Here is a 22,873-nt window from a genome sequence, read left to right as displayed (position 1 = left end):
CGGTATAGTATGGCCGGTATAGTTATTGGTTGCATGAGAAGGGCGCCGCATGATCGAGATCCTGAACCCCACCCTCCTGTCCCGGGCAAGGGACACGGGCGCCCTGGTCGCCGACATCCTGCAGACGCTGAAGAGCCGCAGCACGGTCGGCACGAGCCTCCTGGACATCGACCGGTGGACCAAGACCATGATCGCCGAGGCGGGGGCGCTGTCCTGTTACGTCGACTACGAGCCGTCCTTCGGACGCGGCCCGTTCGGCCACTACATCTGCACGGCCGTCAACGACGCCGTACTCCACGGACGGCCGTACGACTACACGCTCGCCGACGGCGATCTGCTGACACTCGACCTCGCCGTCTCCAAAGGCGGAGTCGCCGCGGACGCCGCCATCAGCTTCATCGTGGGCGACACGAAGCCCCCGGAGAGCGTCGCGATGATCAGTGCGACCGAACGCGCGCTGGCCGCGGGGATCGCCGCCGCCGGGCCCGGGGTCCGTGTCGGCGACATCTCCCACGCCATCGGCACGGTCCTCAGCGAGGCGGGGTACCCGATCAACACCGAGTTCGGCGGCCACGGCATCGGATCGACGATGCACCAAGACCCGCACGTCCCGAACACCGGACGGCCCGGCCGTGGGTACAAGCTGCGCCCCGGGCTGCTGCTCGCCCTGGAGCCGTGGGTCATGGCGGACACCGCCAGGCTCGTCACCGACGCCGACGGGTGGACGCTCCGAAGCGCGACCGGCTGCCGGACGGCCCACAGCGAGCACACGATCGCCATCACCGACGACGGAGCCGAGATCCTCACCCTGCCGAAGCAGGCGCGGCCGTGAGGCCGAAGCCACCGGCATGGCCGCGGCACCACGACCGCCGCCGACCCCGCACCGCCGGCGCCGGCGCCGGCCGGCCGCCCCTCACACGATCGGCCGGCGCCCCCGGTCGTCACTCCTGGGACCCGTCCCGCGGATCTCCACTGGACGGCCGCGGTGGGCGGGAAGGCCCGCGGAACGGGCCCTAGTCCCGGGGTCCGGCGGGGATCTCCTTCGTCCCCGGGATGGGGGAGAAGACCAGCAGCAGGATCGGCAGGATGGCGCCGGCGACCACCGCGACGAGGATGGCGAAGCGCAGGCCGACGGCGTCACCGAGCAGACCGGCGCCCAGCGCCCCGAGCGGCGCGGGGATCAGGCCGAGGGAGTAGATCGTGCCGATCACCCTGGCCTGCATGCGCGGCGGGGTGATCGACTGCACCAGCGTCATGTTGCTGACGAAGAAGACCTGGTTGCAGGCCCAGACGACGAACTGGGACGCGCCGAGCATCACCGCGGCCGTCCAGACGGAGCCGGAGGCGAACGGCACCAGCAGCAGCGAGCAGTTGCCGATCACCGTGCTCCACAGCAGGGTCGGGCCGAGGCCCAGGCGGCGCATCGTCCGCACCGACAGCGTCGCGCCGAGGATCGCGCCCACCCCGCCGGTCGCCATGACGGCGCCCACCCACTCCGGCGGCAGGTCGGGGCCGCCCCTGAGCAGGAACAGGATGTAGATCGACTGCATCGCGCCCATGACGAAGAACGAGTACAGGCCGCTGGCGATCGCCAGCGGGCGGATCATCGGCTGCGTCATCACCCAGCGGAAACCGGCCCAGATGGCCCGGTGCACGCTGCCGGCCGTCTCGTCGTCCGGCTCGGGCCGGGCCTCGGGGCGGCGGATCAGCAGCACCGCCGCCGCGGAGAACAGGTAGGAGAACACGTCGATCAGGATCAGCATCGGCGCGGCCATGACCTTCAGCAGCGCCGACGCGGCGCCCGGACCGGCGGTCTGCGCCAGCGACTCGCTGAGCTGCAGCTTGCCGTTGCCCTCCGCCAGGTGCGACAGCGGCACCAGCGAGGGGAAGTAGGAGCGGTAGGCGACCTGGAAGAGCACCGACAGCAGGCTGAGCGCGAACACCACCGCGTACAGCGCGCCCAGCGTCAGGGAGTCCATCACGTACAGCAGCGGCACCAGCGCCAGCACCACGGCCCGGCCCAGGTCGGTCCAGATCAGCACCGGGCGCTTGCGCATCCGGTCGACGTAGACGCCGAACAGCAGGAACCCCAGCATCGGCAGCCGGACCAGCGCGCCGAGCACCCCCATCTCGGTCGCGCTCGCGCCCAGGGTGACGACGGCGACCAGCGGGATCGCCACGTAGGAGATCTGCGAACCGGCCTGGGACAGGGCCTGCCCGGCCCAGAGCCGCAGGAAGTCGTGGTTGCGCCAGAGCGTGCCCCCGCCCCCGTCTCCGGCCGTCCCGGGACCGTCCCCGGCCTCCCGCGCGCGCTCAGCCTCCGGTGACACCATCGTCGATCCAGCTCCTCACTTTGGCGGCCGCCTCGGCGACCAGGGGTTCGAAAAGGACGACCACGCGCTCGCCGGGAATGGGCTCGATCGCGAGCGTCCCCTTGACCACGGACCTCCAGCCCAGGTCGGGCCGGTCGCCGACGGGCGCGAACAGCGCCACGTCCCCGTCGTAGGGGTCGTGGCGGTAGCGGCCGACGGCGTGCGCGTTGGCCCGGAACACCCGCAGGTAGCGCCGCGCCTGCTCGACGTCGGCGGTGTCCGGGGCCAGCCGCCGCTCCCGGCCGGCGGCCTCGATGACCGCCAGCAGCATCTCCTCCGGGCCGAGGCCCGCGAACTCGGCCGCGTCCGTCTCCAGCGGCCCGCCGGCCAGCGCGTGCGTCATGAGCGAGGCGTCGTCCTCCAGCGAGCTGGTGATCACCGGCTCGTCGGCGTCCGAGTAGAACAGCACCACCAGAGGCACCTCCTCGCCGAGGGCGCGTAGCCGCCTGGCCGTCTCCAGCGCGATGTTGCCGCCGATGCAGAAGCCCCCCAGCACGTACGGCCCGGCGGGCCGCAGCTCGCGCAGCCGCGCCACGTAGTCGTCGACCATCTCGGCCATGGTCGGGTGGGGCTCCTCGCCGGAGGCCAGGCCGCTGGCGGCGATCGCGTACACCGGCTGGTCGGGGCCGAGCCTGCGGGCCAGCGGCAGGTACCGGAAGACCTGCCCGCCGAGCGCGTGCACCAGGAAGATCGGCGGCCGGTCGCCACCGGCGTTGAGCGTGACGATCCGCTGCCCGGCCGCCAGGTCCTCCGGTCCGCGCAGCACGTCGGCCAGGCCCGCGACGGTCGGCGAGGCCAGCACGGCGGCCACCGGCAGCTCCCTGCCGAACTCCCGCCGGATCCGCGTGGCCAGCCGCAGCGCCAGCAGCGAGTGCCCGCCCAGGTCGAAGAAGTCGTCGAACACGCCGACCGCGGTGACGCCGAGCACGTCCTCCCAGACGGCGGCCAGCCGGCCCTCCACCGGATCCCTGGGCGGCACCCGGTACCGATCCGGCTCCGGCCGTTCCGGCGCGGGCAGCGCGGCCCGGTCGAGCTTGCCGTTGGCGGTGAGCGGCAGGGCGTCCAGCGTCACCCACGCCGACGGGATCATGTGCTCGGGCAGCCGGTTCCGCAGCCGCGACCGCCACTCCACCGGAGCACCGCCGGTCACGACGTAACCGACCAGGCGGTCGCCGTCGGCGACGACCGCCGCGGCGCGCACCTCGGGCTGGTCGAGCAGGACGGCCTCGATCTCGCCGGGTTCGACGCGCATGCCGCGGATCTTGAGTTGGTCGTCGAGGCGGCCGAGGTAGTCGAGTTCGCCGTCGGGGCGCCAGCGGGCGCGGTCTCCGGTGGCGTAGAGGCGGGAGCCGGGGGGTCCGTAGGGGTCGGGCAGGAAGCGTTCGGCGGTGAGGGCGGGTCTGCCGAGGTAGCCGCGGGCGAGTTGGACGCCGCCGATGAACAGCTGTCCCGGCGTGCCCACCGGCACCCGCGCCATCCGATCGTCGAGCACCTCGAGACGGGTGTTGTCCACCGGGCGGCCGATCGGGACCACCGGCTCGGCCGGGTCGCACCGGTGCCAGGAGACGTCCACCGCGGCCTCGGTGGGACCGTACAGGTTGTGCAGCTCCACCCCGGGCAGCCGGTCGGCGAAACGGCGCACCAGGTCGGCCGGGAGCGCCTCGCCCGAGCACACCACCCTGCGCAACCCGCCCGCGGTCCGCCCCGGCGGGTCCTCCGGCAGGTCCTTGAGCGGGTCACGGTCCTCGGGTGAGTCACCGTCCTCCGGAAGGTCTCCCAGCAGGTCCTCCGGCAGGTCGAGGAACGCCTCCAGCATCGACGGCACGAAATGTGCCGTGGTGACCCCCTCGCCGGCGATCAGTTCGGCGATGCGGCCGGGGTCGTAGTGGCCGCCCGGCTCGGCGACCACCAGTCCCGCGCCGGTGATCAGCGGCCAGAACAGCTCCCACACCGACACGTCGAACGACGTCGGCGTCTTGTGCAGCACTCGATCGGTGGGGGTGAGGCGGTAGGTCTCCTGCATCCAGCGCAGCCGGTTGACGATGGCGCGGTGGGAGACCCCGACGCCCTTGGGGCGACCGGTCGATCCGGAGGTGAAGATCACATACGCGAGGGAGTCCTCCGGGACGTCCTCCCCGGTGAACGGCTCGGAGCCGGCGGCGTCCTTCGCGGTGGACGGCCCCGGGACGGCGGCGTCCTTCCCGGCGGACGGTCCGGAGCCGGCGGCGTCCCTCGCGGTGGACGGTCCGGAGCCGGTGGCATTCCCGGGCCCGTCCGCGGCGGGCGTCGCGGCGTCCGCCGGAAGCGGTTCGCCGTCCCAGCCGTCCGGCAGCGTCACCGTGCGGGCGGCCGGCGGGGCCTGCCCGGCGAGGGCGGCGGAGGTGAGCACCACCGAGGCACCGGCGTCGGCCAGCATGTCCCGCAGCCGCCCGGCCGGGTGCCCCGGCTCCATCGGCAGATACGCGCCACCGGCCGCCAGCACGCCCAGCAGGGCGGCGGGCAGGTCCGGGCTCCGCTCCAGGTGGACGCCGACCGGCTCGCCGGCCCGAACCCCGGCCTCACGCAGCGCCGCCGCCACCCGCGACGCCCGCCGCGCCAGCTCGCGGTAGGTGATCCACTCGCCCGCGAAGCCCACCGCCGGGGCGTCCGGGACCGCGGCCGCGCGGGCGAGCACCAGGCCGTGCAGGGTGCCCCCGGCGTGGTCGCGGCCGGTGGCGTTCCAGCGGGTGACCGCCGCGACGTCGGCCTCGCCGACCTGCGGCGCACCGGTGACCGCCGTCAGCACGTGAGCGGCCAGGGCCTCCATCTGCCCGCGCGGGAACTGCGCGCCGTCGTAGGAGACGGTGAGCGTCAACCCGCCGCCCGGGACCCGGACGAAGGCCACCGTGCACGGCACGTCGGTCTGCTCGAAGAACTCCTGTCCGGTGACGGCTGGGCCGTCCTCGGGCAGCCCGCCGTACACGTGGAAGTCCCTGAAGTCGAACAGCGTGTCCAGCAGGGGGGAGCGGCCGGCGAGCCGCTGGATCTCGAACAGCGGATAGTGCCGGTACGGCACCGCCGCCACCTCCGCGTCGAACACCCGCCGCACCAGCTCGGCCCGGTCGGCGGCGTCCAGCCGTACCCGCAGCGGCAGCGTGTTGAGGAACAGGCCGAGCACCTCGCCGCCGCCCTCGCTCTCCGGCCTGCCGTGCCCCAGCACGCCGGTCATCACCTCGCGCTCACCGGTCACCAGGCCCAGCGCCAGCAGGAAGGCCGTCAGCAGGATCGTGCGCGGCGGGACCCGCAGCTCACGGGCGTCGCGTTCCAGCGCGGCCACCGCGGGCGCGGGCACCGGTACGGCCAGCACCTCGGTGGCGCGCGGTCCGCCCGAGGGGAACCCGGGCAGCCTCGGCAGGCGGCAGTCCGGGGCGTCCGCCACCCGCTCCCGCCAGAACTCCCGCGCCCGCTCCGAGGCCACGGCGGCCCGCTCGGCCGCCACCAGGTCCCGGAACGTCGCCCGCGGCGGGGCGAGGCCGCCGGCCCGCTCCCGCGGACCGGCGGTGTAGCGGCGCAGGATCTCGGTGACCAGGGCGGCGACGCTCCAGCCGTCGAGGATCGCGTGGTGGAAGCTGAGACTGAACGCGAACTCGCCGTCGCCCAGCACGTGGGCGTGGGCGCGCATCAGCGGGGGAGACGCCCAGTCGAACCCGGTGCGCTTCTCCGCCTCCCGCCACTCGGCCAGCCGCTCCCGCGCCCCGTCGCCGCGCAGGTCGGTGACCCCCAGCGGGATGACGGCCGCGTCGTGGACGAGCTGCAGCGGCTCGCTGAATCCGGTCAGGTCGAAGGAGGTGCGCAGCACCGGGTGCCGGGCGGCGACCTCGGCCAGCGCCCGCTCCAGCGCGGCGGCGTCGAGACCACCGCGCACGGTGATCGTCATCAGGTCGTGGTAGGTGGAGCCGCCGGTGTCGAGCTCGCTGTGGTACAGCATGCCGGCCTGCAGCGCGGCCAGCGGATACGCGTCCTCGATCATCGGTCGCCTCCCGTGAGTTTGGCCAGGTCCTCCGGACCGAGCAGGCCGAACGCCTCCGTCGCCGGCGCGTCGGCCGGCTCCGGTCCGTCGCCGCGGGTGAGTGCGGCGGCCAGCTCCGCGACGGTCTGGTGGGTGAACAGCCGCTGCAGGTCGAGCCGGTAGCCCCGGCGCCGCAGCCCGGCCACCACCGACAGGCTGCGGATGGAGTCGCCGCCCACGGCGAAGAAGCCGTCGTCGCGGCCGATCCCGTCCACGCCCAGCACCTCCCGCCACACCTCGGCCACGTCGCGTTCCGCGTCGGTGCGGGGCGGCTCCGGGGGAAGACCGCCGCGGCCGTCCGGTACGGGCAGCGCGGCCCGGTCGAGCTTGCCGTTGGCGGTGAGCGGCAGGGCGTCCAGCGTCACCCACACCGACGGGACCATATGCTCGGGCAGCTCCCGGCGGAGCCACTCGCGGAGGTCGGGACGCTCCGCGCCGGAGCCCCCGTCCCCGTCCCCGTCCCCGTCATGCCAGACGGCGTAGCCGACCAGGCGCGCCCCGGCGGCGTCACGCCGCACGCCGACCGCGGAGGCCTCCAGGCCGGGGTGCCGGGCGAGGACGGCCTCGATCTCGCCGGGTTCGACGCGCATGCCGCGGATCTTGAGTTGGTCGTCGAGGCGGCCGAGGTAGTCGAGTTCGCCGTCGGGGCGCCAGCGGGCGCGGTCTCCGGTGGCGTAGAGGCGGGAGCCGGGGGGTCCGTAGGGGTCGGGCAGGAAGCGTTCGGCGGTGAGAGCGGGTCTGCCGAGGTAGCCGCGGGCGAGTTGGACGCCGCCGATGAACAGCTGTCCCGGCGTGCCCACCGGCACCGGCCGCAGCGTGTCGTCCAGCACGTACAGCCGGGTGTTGTCCACCGGGCGGCCGATCGGCACGGTCTCCTCACCCGGCGAGTAGCGGTGCCAGGAGACGTCCACCGCGGCCTCGGTGGGACCGTACAGGTTGTGCAGCTCCACCCCGGGCAGCCGGTCGGTCAGCCGCCGCGCGGCGGCGGCCGTCAGCTCCTCGCCGCTGCAGATCACCCGGCGCAGCGACCGGCAGTCCTCGATCCCCTCCTCGGCGGTGAAGGCTGCCAGCATGGACGGAACGAAGTGCGCCGTGGTGACGCCCCGGCTCCGCACGAGGTCGCGCAGGTAGGCCGGATCGCGATGGCCGCCGGGCCGGGCGACCACCAGCGCCGCGCCGGTGATCAGCGGCCAGAACAGCTCCCACACCGACACGTCGAACCCGGCCGGGGTCTTGTGCAGCACCCGGTCGGCGGGGGTGAGGCGGTAGGTCTCCTGCATCCAGCGCAGCCGGTTGACGATGGCGCGGTGGGAGACCCCGACGCCCTTGGGGCGGCCGGTCGACCCGGACGTGAAGATCACATACGCGAGGGAGTCCTCCGGGACGTCCTCCAAGGCGGCCTCCGCGACGGACGGCCCCGGCCCGGGGGCGCGTTCCAGGACCGCGGTGAGCTCCCTCGCGCCGGCCTCGTCCAGCATGAGCCGGACGCGTCGCTCCGGCAGACCGGGATCCAGGGGCAGGTAGGCCCCGCCCGCCTTGAGCACGGCGAGCAGGCGCACGGGCAGGTCGAGCGAGCGTTCGGCGCGCACGGCGACCACGGAGTCCGGCCCCGTCCCACCGCCCACCAGGCCGGCGGCCAGCAGGGTCGCCCGCGCGTCCAGCTCGGCGTAGGTCAGCGTCCCCTCCTCGGACACCACCGCCGTGGCGTCGGGGGTGCGCGCCGCCTGCTCCTCGAACAGGCCGTGCAGCGTGCCGCCCGGATGGTCCCGGCGGGTGGCGTTCCACCGGTTCAGCACCAGGTCCCGCTCCTCCGCCGGGAGCACCTCCAGCTCCGACAGCGGGGTGTCCGGGGCGGCGACGACGGCGCGGAGCAGCGAGAGGAAACCGCCTGCGAGACGCTCGACGGTGTCCGGCCGGAACAGGTCGCGGTCGTAGACGAACCTGGCCGCCACGCCGTCACCGGTCTCCGCGGCGTACAGCTCCAGGTCGAACCGGGCCGTGGTGGTGCGCAGCGCGAACGGCTCCGCCCGCCGCCCGCCATGCGTCCCCGCGGCCTCCGCGGACCCTGCAGACCCCGCGGACCCCGGGGAGCCCGCCGAGTCCACCCAGCCCGTCGAGCCCGCCGAGTCCACCCAGCCCGCCGAGTCCGCCGAGTCCGTCGAGCCCGTCCGGGGCATCGTGTCCAGGTAGCTCTGCAGGGCGAACAGCACCTGCGCCAGCGGCGGGCGGCTCGTGTCCCTGGCCACGTCCAGCTCGGCGACGAGCTTCTCGAACGGCAGCTCCTGGTGGGCGTAGACCTCCAGCACGGCGTCCCGGGTGCGGTCGAGCAGCCCCCCGAAGTCCGGGTCGCCGGATAGGCGGGCCCGCATCGGCAGCAGGTTGACGAACAGCCCGACCATGTCCTCCAGCTCGGCCAGGTCCCGCCCGGACAGCGGGGAGCCCACCGCGAAGTCGCGCTGCCCGGACCAGCGGGCGAGCGTCGCCTGGAACGCCGCCAGCAGCGCCATGTAGAGGGTCGCGCCGCGGGCGCGGGCCAGCTCCGTCAGCCCGGCGACGAGGCCGGCGTCCAGCCGCAGGTCGTGCCACGCCCCCCGGTGCGCCGGCCGTACGGCCCTGGGCGCGTCCGCAGGCAGGTCCAGCGCGGGCAGCCCGGCCAGCTCCTCCCGCCAGAAGTCCAGATGCCGCTCCAGGTACGGCCCGGCCAGCCGCTCACGCTGCCGGAGCGCGTAGTCGCCGTACCCGGCGCGCGGCGCACACGGCCGCCGCGTCCCGCCGAGCAACTCGCCGAGCAGGATCTCGGCCGACCAGCCGTCGGCGACGATGTGGTGCACGGCGACCACCAGGACGTGGTCGGCGGGTCCGAGCCGTACGAGCGTCACCCGCAGCGGCGGACCGGCGGCCAGGTCGAAGGGACGCTCCGCGTCGGCGGCGGCGATCTCGCGCGCCTCCCCGGCGGAGCCGGCCTCGGCGACGCGCAGCGGGACCCGCGCGTCCGGGTGCCCGGCGGGGACGACGCGGACCTCCGGCCGCCCGTCCGGGGCGGCGGGGAAGCGCATGCGCAGGCTCTCGTGCCGGGCCACGGCGTCGTCCAGCCGGTCCTGCAGGGCCGCGGCGTCCACCGGCTCGCGCAGCCGTACCGCGGCGGGAAGCACGTACGTCGAGGTGCCGGGGGTGAGCTCCTCCATGAACCAGATGCGTTCCTGCGCGAACGACAGCGGCGGCGCCGTGCCCTCCGGCCGCCGGGACAGGGCGGGGCCCGCCTGGCCGTCCCCGGCGAGCGGGTTCGGTCCGCCCGCCTGGCCGTCCCCGGCGAGCAGGTCCAGCTCGCGGGCGAGCCGCCGGGCCGACGGGTGGGTGAAGACGAGCTTGAGCGGCACGTCCAGGCCCGTCGCGGCCGAGAGCCGGGTGACCGCCCGGGTGACCAGCAGCGAATGGCCGCCGAGCCGGAAGAAGTCGTCGAGCGCGCCGACCCTTTCGGCCCCGAGAACCTCGGCCCACACCGAGCACACCAGCTCCTCGGTGGCGGTGGCCGGGGGCAGGTGGGCGTGCCCCGCGCGCGGCCCGGGAACGGGCAGCGCCGTCTGGTCGACCTTGCCCGAGGGGGTCAGCGGGATGCGGTCCACGACCACGACGGCGCCGGGCACCATGTACGGCGGCAGCTCCGCCGCCAGCCGCGCGAGCAGCTCGTCCTCCGCCAGGTCTCCGGCCGGCTCGTCCTCCGGAAGAGGTCCGGCCGGCTCGTTTCCCGCCGGGCGCCCGAGCGGGTCGTCGCCCGCCGGACGCCCGGGTGCCTCGTCGCCCGCCGGGCCGTTCCCGTCCAGGGACGCCTCCCGGAGTACGGACTCCTCCCGGGGTACGGAATCCTCCTGGGGCACGACGTAGGCGACCAGGCGGCGGTCGCCGGGGGCGTCCTCCCGGACCGTCACCACCGCCCGCGCCACCCCGGGGAGGGCCAGAAGGCGGTCCTCGATCTCACCGGGTTCGATCCGGTAACCACGGATCTTGACCTGCCGGTCGACGCGGCCGAGGATCTCCACCCGCCCGTCCGGACGCAGCCGCGCCCGGTCGCCGGTGCGGTAGAGGCGCGACCCCGCCGGGCCGTACGGGTCGGGGACGAACCGGGCGGCGGTCAGGGCGGGCGACCCCCGGTAGCCGCGCGCCAGCCCGGCCCCGCCGACGCACAGCTCACCGGCCACCCCGACCGGGACCGGCGAGCCGTGCTCGTCCAGCACGTGGACGCGGCCGCCGGTGAGCGCGTGGCCCACGGTGGGCCGCCGGGACGCCTCGGAGGGGTCCAGTTCGGCGGCGGTGGCGATGATCGTCGTCTCGGTGGGGCCGTAGCTGTTGACCAGGGTGACCCGCTCGCCGTGCGCGGCGTACCAGGCGGCGAGCGCCGGGGCGGGCAGCGGGTCGGCACCCAGGATGAGCAGGCGCAGCGTCTCGGGCCACGCGACGCGGGCGGCGGTCAGCTCCTGCCAGTAGGAGGTGGGCAGGTCGATGACGGTCAGCGACCGCCCCAGCGGGGTCCGCAGGAAGTCGGGCAGCGGCTCGTCGGGGGCCAGCACCAGCTCGGCCCCCGAGGTGAGCGCGGGGTAGACCTCCTCGGCGTGCGTGTCGAACCCGGCGGAGGCGAACTGCAGCACCCGGTCACCGGGCCGGATGCCGTACTCGCGGCGCATCCACGCGACACGCGCGTCCAGCGCGCGCCGCTCGACCTCCACTCCCTTGGGACGGCCGGTCGACCCGGAGGTGTAGATCACGTACGCCAGGGTCGCCGGATCGCCCGCCCGCGGGACGGGGGAGACGACCGCGGGTGCCGGGAGGGGGGAGGGGGCCGCGGGCGGCGATCCGTCCGCGGCGCCGTCCAGGGTGATCACCGGGGGACCATCCGCGGCGCCGCTCAGGGTGACCGCCGGGGGGCCGTCTGCGGCGCCGTCCAGGGTGATCAGCGGGGGGCCGTCCGCGGCGCCGTCCAAGGTGATCAGCGGGAGGTCGTCGCACTCCAGCAGGCCGCCCTGGGCGAGCAGCAGCGACGCCCGCGCGTCACGCAGCATCCAGCGCAGCCGCCCGGCGGGGTGGGCCGGGTCCAGGGGGAGGTAGGCGCCGCCCGCCTTCAGCACGGCCAGCAGGGCGACGACCAGCTCGGGACTCCGCCGGGCGCACACCCCGACCACCGTCTCGGCCGTCACCCCGGCGGCGACCAGTCGCGCGGCCAGCCGCTCCGCGTGGTCGCGCAGCTCGCCGTAGCCGATCCGCCGGTCGCCATGGCTGACCGCGACCGCGTCCGGGGCCAGCCGCGCCCGCGCGTCGAACAGGGCGAGCACCGTCGCCGCGCCGCCCGCGCGGTCCGCGTCCCCGGAGCGGTCCGTGCCGGGCCCGCCGGGCCCGACGGGCGCGTCATCCGCGCCCGCCGTGCCCGTCGTGGTGTCCGCGCCGTGTGCGGCGTCCGTGCCGGGCCCGCCGGGCGCGTCCGTCACGTCCGTCACGTCCGTCACGTCCGTCGTGTCCGTCGTGGTGTCCGTGCCGGTCCGCCGGGAGGACGGCAGGGACGCGATGACGGCCGGGACGCGGTCCTCGGGCAGCAGCATCACGGCGCGCAGCCGCGACAGCGGGATGTCGCGGTCGTCGACCACGGCCTCCAGCATCCGCTCGTACCTGCGCAACATCCTGGACACCGTGCCGCTCTCGAACAGGTCGGCGTTGTAGGACAGCATCGCGTACAGCGAGCCGGAGCGCGGCGTCACGTCCAGCATCAGGTCGAACTTCGCCTGCCGCGCCCCCGGGTCGAACACGTCGGTCTCGACCCCGGCGATCGCCAGCTCCGACGCCTCCCGGTCCTGCATCACGAACATTGCCTGGAACAGCGGCGTGGTGCTCAGGTCACGCTCGACCCGCAGCTCGTTCAGCAGCCGCTCGAACGGGATGTCCTGGTGGGCGAACGCCTCCAGCACGGTCGTCCGGACGCGGCCGAGCAGCTCGCGGAAGCCGGGGTCGCCGGACAGGTCGCCGCGCAGCGCGAGCGTGTTCGGGAAGAACCCGACGACCTGCTCCAGCTCCGGACGGTCCCGCCCGGCGATCACCGAGCCCACGCACACGTCGTCCTGCCCGGAGTGCGCCCCGAGCAGGGCCTGGAACGCCGCCAGCAGCACCATGAACGGTGTGCACCGCTCCTCGGCGGCCAGCCGTTCCAGCCGGGCGGTCAGCTCGCGGCCGAGCCGCCGCACCTCGTAGCCGCCGTTCGACGACCGCACCGCGGGCCGGGGCCGGTCGGTGGGGACGTCGAGGACCGGCACCCCGGCGAGCCGTCCGCTCCAGTAGTCCAGCTGCTTCCGCACGGCGGTCTCGTCCAGCCGCGCCCGCTGCCAGGCCGCGTAGTCGGAGTAGCGCAGCGCGACGGGCGGCAGTTCGGTCTCGCGCCCCTCCAGGCGGGCGGCGTAGCAGGCGGCGAACTCGCGCAGCAGGATCTTCAGCGACCAGCCGTCGGCCACGATGTGGTGCAGCACCACGCACAGCACGTGGTCGGACGGCGACATCGTGATCAGGTGGACCCGCAGCAGCGGCCCGGCCGCGAGGTCGAACGGCCGGTTGGTGAGGTCGGCGACCAGCCTGGTCGCGAGGTCCTCCCGCTCGGCCGCCGGGGCCGCGCCGAGATCGAAGACCTCCGGCTCGACCGGCTCCGGCGGGCCGGCCTCCTGCACCGGCCGCCCCTCGCGGACGGTGAAGCGGGTGCGCAGCGTCTCGTGCCGTTCCACCAGGCGGCCGAAGGCGTGACGCAGCGCGTCCACCGAGACCGGCCCGCGCAGCCGCTGCACCATGAACATGTTGTAGGAGGCGTCCGCCGGGTCGAGCCGCTGCAGGAACCACAGCCGCTCCTGCCCGAAGGACAGCGGCCCCGGGCCGCCGGGCTCCGGCCGCCGCGGGATCTCCTCCCGCGGCGGCGCCGCCTTCCGCCGCAGTTTCTCCTCCAGCGCCGCCCGCTGCTCGGGACTCAGCCGCGCCAGCCTCGCCCTCAGGTCACCCATCCGCCGGGTCCTCCAACGCGGCCAGCAGTTCCTCCAGCTCGTCGTCTCCGCTCATCCGCAGCTCCAGCAGCGCCAGCGCGTGCCCGGCCACCGTGGTGACCTCGAAGCAGCGCCGCAGCGGCATCTCCACGCCGTGGTCCTCCCGGTAGCGGGTGACCAGCAGCACCGCCAGCAGCGAGTGCCCGCCGAGCTGGAAGAAGTCGTCCTCGACGCCGATCCGGTCACGGCCCAGCAGCTCCCCCCAGAGCGCGCACAGCTCCTCCTCCAGCGGGGTGCGCGCCGCCACGTACGGCGTGCCGAGGTCGGCCCGGCCCGTACCGCCCGGCGACGGCAGCGCGTCGCGGTCGAGTTTGCCGCCGGGGGTCAGCGGGACGTCGTCGATCCCCACGAACGCCTGCGGGACGAGCGCGGCGGGCAGCCGCCCGGCCAGGTGCCTGCGCAGCTCGGCGGTGAGTGCGGCGGGATCGCCGTCCCAGCCGACGTAGGCGACCAGGCCGCGCCCGCCCGGGGCGTCGTCGCGCAGCGCCACCACCGCCCGCCGTACCTTCGGGTGCTCGGCGAGCAGCGCCTCGATCTCACCGGGTTCGACCCGCCAGCCGTGCACCTTCACCTGGTCGTCCAGGCGTCCCAGGAACTCCAGGTCGCCCTCGCCGTTCCACCTGGCCGCGTCGCCGGTGGCGTACATCCGCGACCCGGGCGGGCCGTACGGGTCGGGCACGAACCGGTCGGCCGTCAGGCCGGGCCGCCCCGCGTAGCCCGGCGCGACCTGTACCCCGCCGATGTGCAGGTGCCCCGGCACGCCGACCGGGACCGGCCGGAGGTGGTCGTCCAGGACGTACAGCCGGTTGCCGGGCATGGGCCGGCCGATCGGCAGCGTGTGCCGGGACCGGCCCGGCTCCACCCGCCAGGCCGACACGTCCACCGCGGCCTCCGTCGGCCCGTAGAGGTTGTGCAGCTCCACGCCGGGCAGCCGCTCGGCGAACCTGTCCGCCAGGCGCGGCGTCAGCTCCTCGCCGCTGCAGATCACCCGCCGCAGCGACCGGCACGACTCGATGCCGGCCTCCTCCAGGAACAGCGCCAGCATCGACGGCACGAAGTGCATCGTCGTCACCGCGTGCTCCTTGACGAGGTCACGCTGGTGGCCCGGGTCGCGGTGCCCGCCGGGCCGGGCCGCCACCAGGAGACCTCCGGTGACCAGGGGCCAGAAGAACTCCCAGACCGACACGTCGAAGCTCGCCGGGGTCTTCTGCATGACCGCCTCGCCGGGGGCGAGGCCGAACCTGCGCTGCATCCAGTCGAGCCGGTTGACCACCCCTCGGTGGGTGTTGACCACCCCCTTGGGGCGGCCCGTCGACCCCGAGGTGTAGATCACGTAGGCGGGGTGATCGGGTCCGGTGACCAAGGCGGGGGCGTGCGGCGGCTGGTCCTCCCAGGCGCCGGGCTCGTCCAGCAGCACCGGCTTGACCGCCCCCTGAGGAAGCAGGTCACGCAGGTGCCGCTGGGTCAGCAGCACCCGGGCGCCGCTGTCGGCCAGCATGAACGCCAGCCGCGCCCGCGGGTACTCCGGGTCCAGCGGGACGTAGGCCCCGCCCGCCTTCACCACGGCCAGCAGGGCGACGACCAGGTCAGCCGACCGCTCGGCGCAGACCGCCACCGGGGCGGCCGGGCCCACGCCGATCCGGCGCAGCCAGTGGGCCAGCCGGTTGGCGCGCTCGTCCAGCTCGGCGTAGGTCAGCGTGACGTCGCCCGCCACCACGGCCGGGGCGCCGGGCGTCCTGGCCGCCTGGGCCTCGACGAGCGCGCCCAGCGTCGCGCCGCCGTCCGCGAGGCCCGTCTCCGCGAGATCCGTTGCCGCGAGATCCGTTGCCGCGAGGCCCGTCTCCGCGAGGTCCCCGTCCGGGCCCGCCGTGTTCGCGGCGCCCGCCGTACTCCCGGCGCCCGCCGCGTCCGCGCCGTCGGCGGTGTGCCCCGGGGAGCCGGCGTCCGTCCCGGTGCCGAGCGCCAGGATCCGCTCCCGCTCCGCCGGGGTGAGCAGCGGCAGCCGGGAGATCGGCGCGCGCGGGTCGGCGACGGCCCCCGCCAGCAGCGTCTCCAGGTTCGCCGCGAACCGGTCCATCGTCGCCCGGTCGAACAGGTCCGTGCTGTACTCCAGCCGGGTGTGCAGCCGCCCCTCGCGCATGTTCAGGTCGAGCTGCAGGTCCACCTTGGCGGTGCCGTTGGCGATCTGGCCCTCGTTGGTGTCCACCGCCAGGTTGAACATCACCTGGTAGATCGGCGGCACGCTCAGGTCACGCGTCGGCTGCAACGCCTCGACCAGCCGCTCGAACGGCAGCTCCTGGTGGTCCAGGGCGTCGGCCACCGTGGCGCGCACCCTCGACACCGCCTCGGCGAACGTCGGGTCGCCGCCCAGGTCGGTACGGAGCGCCACGGCGTTGACGAACATCCCGATGACCGGCTCGGTCTCCGGCAGCAGCCGCCCCGCCACGGGCGTGCCCACCACGATGTCCCGCTGCCCGGACCACCGCGACAGCACGGTCGCGAACGCGGCGAGCAGCACCACGAACAACGTGGCGTTCAGCTCCTTGGCCAGCCGCTCCACACCCTCCGACAGCTCCGCGGAGAACACGCCGAGCCGCATGTCCCCGTGGTAGGTACGGCGGCGCGGGCGCGGCCGGTCCGCGGGCAGCGCCAGGTCGGCCGGGATCCCGGCGAGCCGCTCCCGCCAGTGGGCCAGCTCGCCCTCGACGAACTCCCCGGTCAGCCGGCCGCGCTGCCACGCCGCGAAGTCGGCGAACTGGATGGGCAGCTCGGGAAGCCTCGGCTCCCGGCCCTCGCCCAGCGCGTCATAGCACTCCTCCATCTCGTTGACGAAGATCAGGCTCGACACCCCGTCGAAGACCGTGTGGTCGAACACGCAGACCAGCCGCAGGTCGTCGCCGGCCATCCGCACCTGCCGCATCCGCCACAGAGGCGCCCGGTCCAGCGTGAACGGCTCGGCCGCGTCGGCCTTGGCGAGCCGCGCCAGCTCGGCCTCCCGCTCCGCCTCCGGCAGGTGGGTCAGGTCGGTCTCGGTCAGCCGCACCTCGGGGGACTCGCCCGTGACGACCTGCACCACCTGGCCGTCGCGGAACTCGAAGACCGTGCGCAGCACCTCGTGGCGGCGCACCACCCGGGCGATGGCCCTCTCCAGCCGGCGCGGATCGACCGGCTGCCGGGCGCTCATCGGGATGAGCATGCCGATGTTGTAGACGGCCAGGTCGGGTTCGAAGCGGGCGAGGAACCACATCCGCTCCTGGCCGGAGGACGAGGGGAAGACGTCCACCGCCTGCCCGCTCACCTCCCGGCCTCCGCGCCCGCGCCCACGTCCGTGCCCGGCTCCGCGTCCGCGTCCGCGCCCACGTCCGTGCCCGGCTCCGCGTCCGCGCCGGTGCCCACGTCCGTGCCCGTGCCCGTGTCCGCGCCGGTGCCCGTACCCATGTCCGCGTCCGTCCCCGTGCCTGCGTCGGCGCCCGCCCTCGCGGCCATGGCCTCGCGCAGGCTCCGCGGCCGCATGTCGGTCCACACCCGCTCGATGTGGGCCAGACACTCCTCCCTGGACCCGGTGAAACCCTCGTCGTGCCAGCCGTCGGGGTTGTCCCGGCCGGCCGGCCAGACGGAGTACTGCTCCTCGTCGTTGACGACGACCTTCGTGTCGGCGGTCTCGGCGCCGGCGGCGTTCGTGTCCATGACTGACTCGCTCACTGCTGCTCGCTCCTGCGGGGAAGCCGGGGGATGACGGTTTGACCGGTGGGCGTGGACGGGGCGTCCGCCGTCGTGGCGGCGCGGGTCTGCTCGATCAGCGCGGTGACCCCCGCGACCGTGGGCTCCTCGAACAGGCTGCGCATCGGCAGCCGCACGCCGAGCTCCTTGCGGATCAGCGCGATGAGCTGCACCGCGATCAGCGAGTTGCCGCCGAGTTCGAAGAAGTCGTCGTCGACGCCGATGCGTTCACCGCCCAGCACCTCGCCCCACAGCCTGGCGACGGCGGCCTCGACCTCGCCGCGCGGCGCGACGTAGTCGTCGTCCGCCGCCCGCGCGGGCCGCTCCGCCACCGCCGCCGGGTCCAGCTCCGTCTCGACCGTCTCCTGGTTGACCGAGCCGACGTTCGCCAGATAGCCGGCCAGCGGCGTCGCCGCGACCACCACCTGCGGCCCCAGCGGTACGGCCAGCAGGCGGCGGAACGCCTCGGCGCCGTCGGCGGGGCGGATGCCCGCCTGGCCCGCCGCGTCCGCCTCGGCCGCCGCGTCCTGCCCGCCCCGCCCGGCCGGCGCCTCCGGTGTCGGCGGCCCGTCCGGGACGCCCTCACCGGCCGCCGCCGCACGCTGCGCACCCGCGTGGGCCGTCACCCCGGCCACCACGGCGTCGGTGTCGATCCGCCGCAGCACGTAGTCGGACATCTCCGCCAGGACCGTGCCGTCCATCCCGATGAACGTCACGTCCACCGCGAGCACCTCGTCGGTGTCGCTGTCGCGGAACCGCATGTGGCTCCAGAACGACCTCGGCAGCCGGTCCCGGACGGTGATGCGCCCGTATCCGAGCGGCAGGTAGTGCCCCTGGATGTCCACCCAGGTGAAGGACGTCGCGCTGTCCATCAGCGCCGGGTGCAGTCCCCACCGGTCCAGGTCCAGCGCCACCAGGTCGTCGGCCTCGAACAACCCCAGCGCCTCGTTGCGCCCCACGCGGCATTCCCGCATGTTGCGACCCCAGTGCGGGCCGAGCTCCAGCAGCCCCGACAGCGGCACCCCGCCCTGGTTCTCACCCGCCGGGGCGCACCGCGCGGTGATCGCCGCCACGTCCACGTACGGTGCCGGCCCCGGATCGACCCTGGCCGCCGTGCCCCGCGCGTGGACCCGCTCCCGGCCGCCGATGACGCTGCGCACCTGGAACTCCGCGCCCTCGGCCTCCGGCGCGAACACCACCCGGATCTCCGCCGACGCGCCGTCGGCCACCGACAGCGGCTCGACGAACACCACGTCACGCAGCTCCACCACCCCGCCGGACGGCGGCAGCACCGCGTCGCTCGCGCACCGCGCCATCTCCACGTGCCCCGTGCCCGGCAGCACCGGCACGCCGGAGATGCGGTGCTCCTCCAGCACCCAGTGCGTCTCGGGGGCGAGGTGCCCGCCGACCCAGCCCAGGCCGTCACCGCCGTCCGGCTCGTGCCGCGCCGTCAGGATCGGATGGTCCACCGCCCGGATCCGGTCGCCGCGCTGCAACGCCACGAACCCGGCCGGAGCGGCGACCTCGGCCGCCATGCCGACCTCCAGCCACCTGCCCCAGTTGACCGACACGACCGACGCCGCCCGCCAGCCGTGCTCACCCCTGGCGTGGGCGTCCAGGAAGTTGTTGGCCGCGCAGTAGTCGACCTGCCCGAACCCGCCCGCCACCGCGGTGATCGACGAGCACAGCACCACGGCCTCCAGGTCGAGGTCGCCGAACGCGTCGCGCAGCGCGAGCGTGCCCGCCACCTTGGGCGCCAGCACCTCCTCGGCCGCCGCCCGCTCCTTGACCTCGGCCATGCCGCCGCCGGGCAGCCCCGCCGCGTGCACCACCACGTCCACCCGGCCGAACCGGGCCAGCACCTCGTCCCGGACGCGCCGCATGTCGTCCGCGCGGGTCACGTCGGCCGCGAGCACCATCACCTCGGCACCGGCGGCCTCCATCCGCCGGATCGCCGCGATCGCCCGGCCCGCCCGGCCCGTGGAGTGCGCGTCCCACTCCGACCGGTCCGGCAGCCCGGACCGCGACAGCAGCGCCAGCCGCACCCGCGCCCGGGACGCCAGGTCGGCGGCCAGCGAGATCCCGATGCCTCCCAGACCGCCGGTGACCAGGTAGACCTGCCCGTCCCGCGGCCCCGCCCCGGCACCCGCCGCCCCGGCCACGACCTCCGCCGCGCTCGCGACGCCCGCCGCCCCGGCTCCGGCCTCCACGGCCCCGGCTCCGGCCTCCACGGCCCCGGCCGCGTCCGGTACGGCGGGCACCTCCACCGGCTCGTAGTGCCGCAGCCAGCGGCGCCCGCCCCGCAGCGCCACCGACGGCAGCAGCCCCGCCTCGTCCGGCTCCGGCCGCCTGCCCAGCTCCGCCGCGGCGTGCCGCGCCCAGTCGCCCCGCCCGCCGGCGTCCACGTCGACGTGCCGCACCCGCAGCCACGGCGTCTCCAGCGGCACCACCCGGGGGAAACCGGCCAGCGTCGCGTGCTCCGGCCGGAGCAGGTCGCCGCCGACGACGTCCTCGGTCCCCGAGGTCACCAGGTCCAGCTCGACCTCACCGGCGGGCTGCGCCGCCGTCAGCGCCTGCACCAGCGCCAGCACGCTGAAGAAACCCCGGTCCTGCGCCCGCCACACCTCCCCGGCGCCGTCCGCCGGGCCGCCGCCGGCCGTCCAGGCGTGCACCACCCTGCCCGGCACCGCGCCCAGCTCCGCCAGCAACGCGTCGTAGTCGGCCCGCTCCGCCGGCCGTACGGTGAAACCCGCCTCCGACGCCGAGAACGCCGCACCCGGCCGCACCTCGGTCACCTCGGCCCCGGCCGCGCGCAACGCCTCCACCAGCGCCGTCGAACCCTCGTCGGCGAACACCAGTGCGCGGCCCACCGGCGCGGACGGCACCGGCGCGGGCGCCGCCTGCCGCCACACCGGCACACTGAACCACTCCGCGAGCGGCAGCTCCCCAGCGGCCGGCGCCGCGTGGTTGGCCACCCCGCCGACGAACGCCCCCTGCGGATCCGGGTCGATCCACGCCCTGCGCCGCTCCCACGGGTAACCCGGCAGCGACACCCGGCGGCCCGGATCCCCGAACTCGCCCAGCTCCAGGCCGTTCACCCACAGCGTCCCGACGGCGGCCGACAGCACCCGCACATCGTCGCCCACGTCCTTCGGGCCGGGCAGCGACGTCAGCGGCGCCACCCCGCCCGCCGGAACCTGCGCCCCCGCCAGCCCGGCGAGCTGCCCGCCCGGACCGCACTCGATCATGATCCACTCGCCGTCGGCGAGCAGGTTCGCCACGCAGTCGCCGAACCGCACCGGCTCACGCAGGTGCCGCGCCCAGTAGGACGGGTCGGTCGCCTCCTCCGCCGTGATCCAGGTGCCCGTCACGTTCGACAGGAACGGCAGGCCCGGCGCCGACCGCTCCACCGAGGCCACCAGCTCCCGGAACTCCCCCAGAACCGGCTCCATCATCGCCGAGTGGAAGGCGTGGGAGGTGCGCAGCACCACCCCGCCCACTCCCTCCTCCTCCAGCTCGGCCGCCAGTTCCGCGATCGACGCCGACGGCCCCGCGACCACGCACGTCCCCGGACCGTTGACCCCCGCGACCGACACGTCGTCCGGCAGCAGCGGGCCGATCTCCTCCGGCATCAGCCGCACCGCCAGCATCGACCCGCCCGGCAGCCCCTGCACCAGCCGCCCCCTGGCCGCCACCAGCCGCAACGCGTCCGGCAGACTGAACACCCCCGCCACCGTCGCCGCGACGTACTCCCCGACGCTGTGACCGATCATCGCCGCCGGCTCCACGCCCAGCGACCGCCACAGCGCCGCCAGCGCGTACTCCACCGTGAACAACGCCGGCTGGGTCAGCTCGGTCCGCCGCAGCCGCTCCCCGGCCTCCTCGCTCCCGTCGAAGATCAGCTCCCGCAGGTCCTCGCCCAGCACCGGCAGCAGGATCTCCGCGCATTCGTCGACCGCCTCGGCGAACACCCGCTCCGCGCGGTACAGCTCGGCGCCCATCCCCGCGTACTGCGAGCCCTGCCCGGAGAACAGGAACGCCACCCCCGGGGTGCGCCGCGACGCCGTACCGGAGATCACCCGCCGCGGATCGGCCAGCGCCGCCACCGCGTCGGCCACGTCGGACGCCACCACCGCCAGCCTGCGCGGCAGCTCCCTGCGCCCCACCCGCAGCGTGTGGGCCACGTCGCCCAGCCGCAGGTCCGGACGCTCCGCCAGATGCCCGGCCAGCCGCTCGGCCGCCGCCGCCAGCGCCGTGTCGGTCCGCGCCGACAGGCGCAGCAGATGCGCCGCCCGTGTCCCCTCCGGGCCGCCGGGGTCCTCATGCCCGACGACCGGGGCCTCCTCCAGCACGATGTGCGCGTTCGTGCCGCCGATCCCGAACGAGCTCACCCCCGCCCGCCGCGGGAAACCGTCGCGCTCCCACTTCGTCGGCGCGGCCGCCACGTAGAACGGGCTCGCCGCGAAATCGATCTTCGGGTTCGGGCTCCGGTAGTGCAGCGTCGGCGGGATCAGCCCGTTCTCCAGCGCCAGCACCGCCTTGATCAGGCTCGCGATGCCCGCCGACTGGCCCAGGTGCCCGATGTTGCTCTTCACCGAGCCGATGCCGCACCACTGCCGGTCGGCCGTGTCCTGCTGGAACACGCTGCTCAGCGCCGCCACCTCGATCGGGTCGCCCAGCGCGGTGCCCGTGCCGTGCGCCTCCACGTACGTCACCGTGCGCGGGTCCACCCCGCCGACCCCCAGCGCCTGCGCGACCACGGCCGCCTGGCCGTCCATGCTGGGCGCCGAGAACCCGACCTTGCCCGCCCCGTCGTTGTTGATCGCGTTGCCCAGGACGACGGCCCGGACGTTGTCACCGTCGGCCAGCGCCTCCGACAGCCGCTTCAGCACCACCACCCCGCCGCCGCTGCCCCAGATCGTGCCCGCCGCCTGCGCGTCGAAGGCCCGGCAGTGACCGTCGGGGGAGACGATGCCGTCCTCGTCGTAGACGTACCCCTGCCCCTGCGGCAGGTCCAGCATCGCGCTGCCCGCCAGCGCCATGTCGCACTCGCCGTTGCGCAGCGCCTCCGCCGCCACGTGCACCGCCACCAGCGACGTCGAACACGCCGTGTGCAGCGTGTAACTCGGACCCCGCAGGTCCAGCTTGTACGACGCCAGCGTGGCGCAGTAGTCGACATGGTTGCCCACCATCACGGCCAGCCAGCCCGCGTTCGCGTGCGCCTGGGCGTTGCTGCGGATGTTGATCCACTGGTAGAAGTCCGAACCCGACCCGGCGTAGACACCGATCTCACCCGGATACCGGAACGGGTCGTAACCGGCGTCCTCCAGCGCCGTGTGCGCCAGCTCCAGGAAGAGCCGGTGCTGCGGATCCCGGATCTCCGCCTCCCGGATCGACATGCCGAAGAACGCGGCGTCGAAATCCTGGTGGTCGTCCAGCATCATCGCGGCCGGGACGAAGTTCGGGTCCTCCAGCACCCGCTCCGAGACGCCCAGCGCCCGCTGCTCCTCCAGGGTGAACCGCGTCAGCGACTCCACCCCGTCGGCGAGGTTGCGCCAGAACTGCCCGGCGTCCCCGGCTCCCGGCACCCGGCACGAAAGACCGATGATCGCGATCGGCTCCACCGTGGGTTCCTCGGCCATGCGTTGGGTCCCTTCCCTCTCACTCACGAG

At 75.0% G+C, this 22,873-nt stretch carries 6 protein-coding genes and 1 pseudogene; 1 reads left to right on the top strand and 6 read right to left on the bottom strand.

Annotated features, from left to right (window positions below):
* Window positions 1–49 precede the first annotated feature (49 nt).
* Window positions 50–832: a type I methionyl aminopeptidase gene (gene map / locus IEZ10_RS00250; RefSeq protein WP_189244406.1), complete on the top strand. Its 783-nt coding sequence runs from the start codon at window positions 50–52 to the stop codon at window positions 830–832.
* Between the two features lie 181 nt (window positions 833–1,013).
* Here the strand turns inward: map and IEZ10_RS00245 are convergent, their stop codons facing one another.
* The 6 genes and pseudogenes from IEZ10_RS00245 to IEZ10_RS00220 all read right to left on the bottom strand — a co-directional run bounded on the left by IEZ10_RS00245 (window position 1,014) and on the right by IEZ10_RS00220 (window position 22,870).
* A complete protein-coding gene (locus IEZ10_RS00245; RefSeq protein WP_189244405.1) occupies window positions 1,014–2,333 on the bottom strand; it encodes an MFS transporter in 1,320 nt (439 codons plus the stop codon).
* Entirely contained in the window at window positions 2,314–6,381 is a 4,068-nt protein-coding gene (locus tag IEZ10_RS00240; protein WP_189244404.1) for a non-ribosomal peptide synthetase, read from the bottom strand. The genes IEZ10_RS00245 and IEZ10_RS00240 overlap by 20 nt, the downstream gene beginning before the upstream one ends.
* On the bottom strand, window positions 6,378–13,442 hold the full coding sequence (locus IEZ10_RS00235; protein ID WP_189244403.1) for a non-ribosomal peptide synthetase: 7,065 nt from the start codon (window positions 13,440–13,442) through the stop codon (window positions 6,378–6,380). The genes IEZ10_RS00240 and IEZ10_RS00235 overlap by 4 nt, the downstream gene beginning before the upstream one ends.
* Window positions 13,435–16,779: a non-ribosomal peptide synthetase gene (locus tag IEZ10_RS00230; RefSeq protein WP_189244402.1), complete on the bottom strand. Its 3,345-nt coding sequence runs from the start codon at window positions 16,777–16,779 to the stop codon at window positions 13,435–13,437. The genes IEZ10_RS00235 and IEZ10_RS00230 overlap by 8 nt, the downstream gene beginning before the upstream one ends.
* Before the next feature lie 188 nt (window positions 16,780–16,967).
* Window positions 16,968–17,168 (bottom strand): annotated as a pseudogene (locus IEZ10_RS38540) (MbtH family protein); the annotation flags it as partial.
* A gap of 11 nt (window positions 17,169–17,179) precedes the next feature.
* A complete protein-coding gene (locus IEZ10_RS00220; protein ID WP_229810797.1) occupies window positions 17,180–22,870 on the bottom strand; it encodes a type I polyketide synthase in 5,691 nt (1,896 codons plus the stop codon).
* Between the last annotated feature and the right edge of the window lie 3 nt (window positions 22,871–22,873).

This window comes from Streptosporangium pseudovulgare (genome assembly GCF_014648055.1).
GTDB classification, from domain to species: Bacteria; Actinomycetota; Actinomycetes; order Streptosporangiales; family Streptosporangiaceae; genus Streptosporangium; species Streptosporangium pseudovulgare.
Note: the sequence above shows the minus strand (reverse complement) of the source record. Positions and strands in the feature narration are given on the sequence as shown.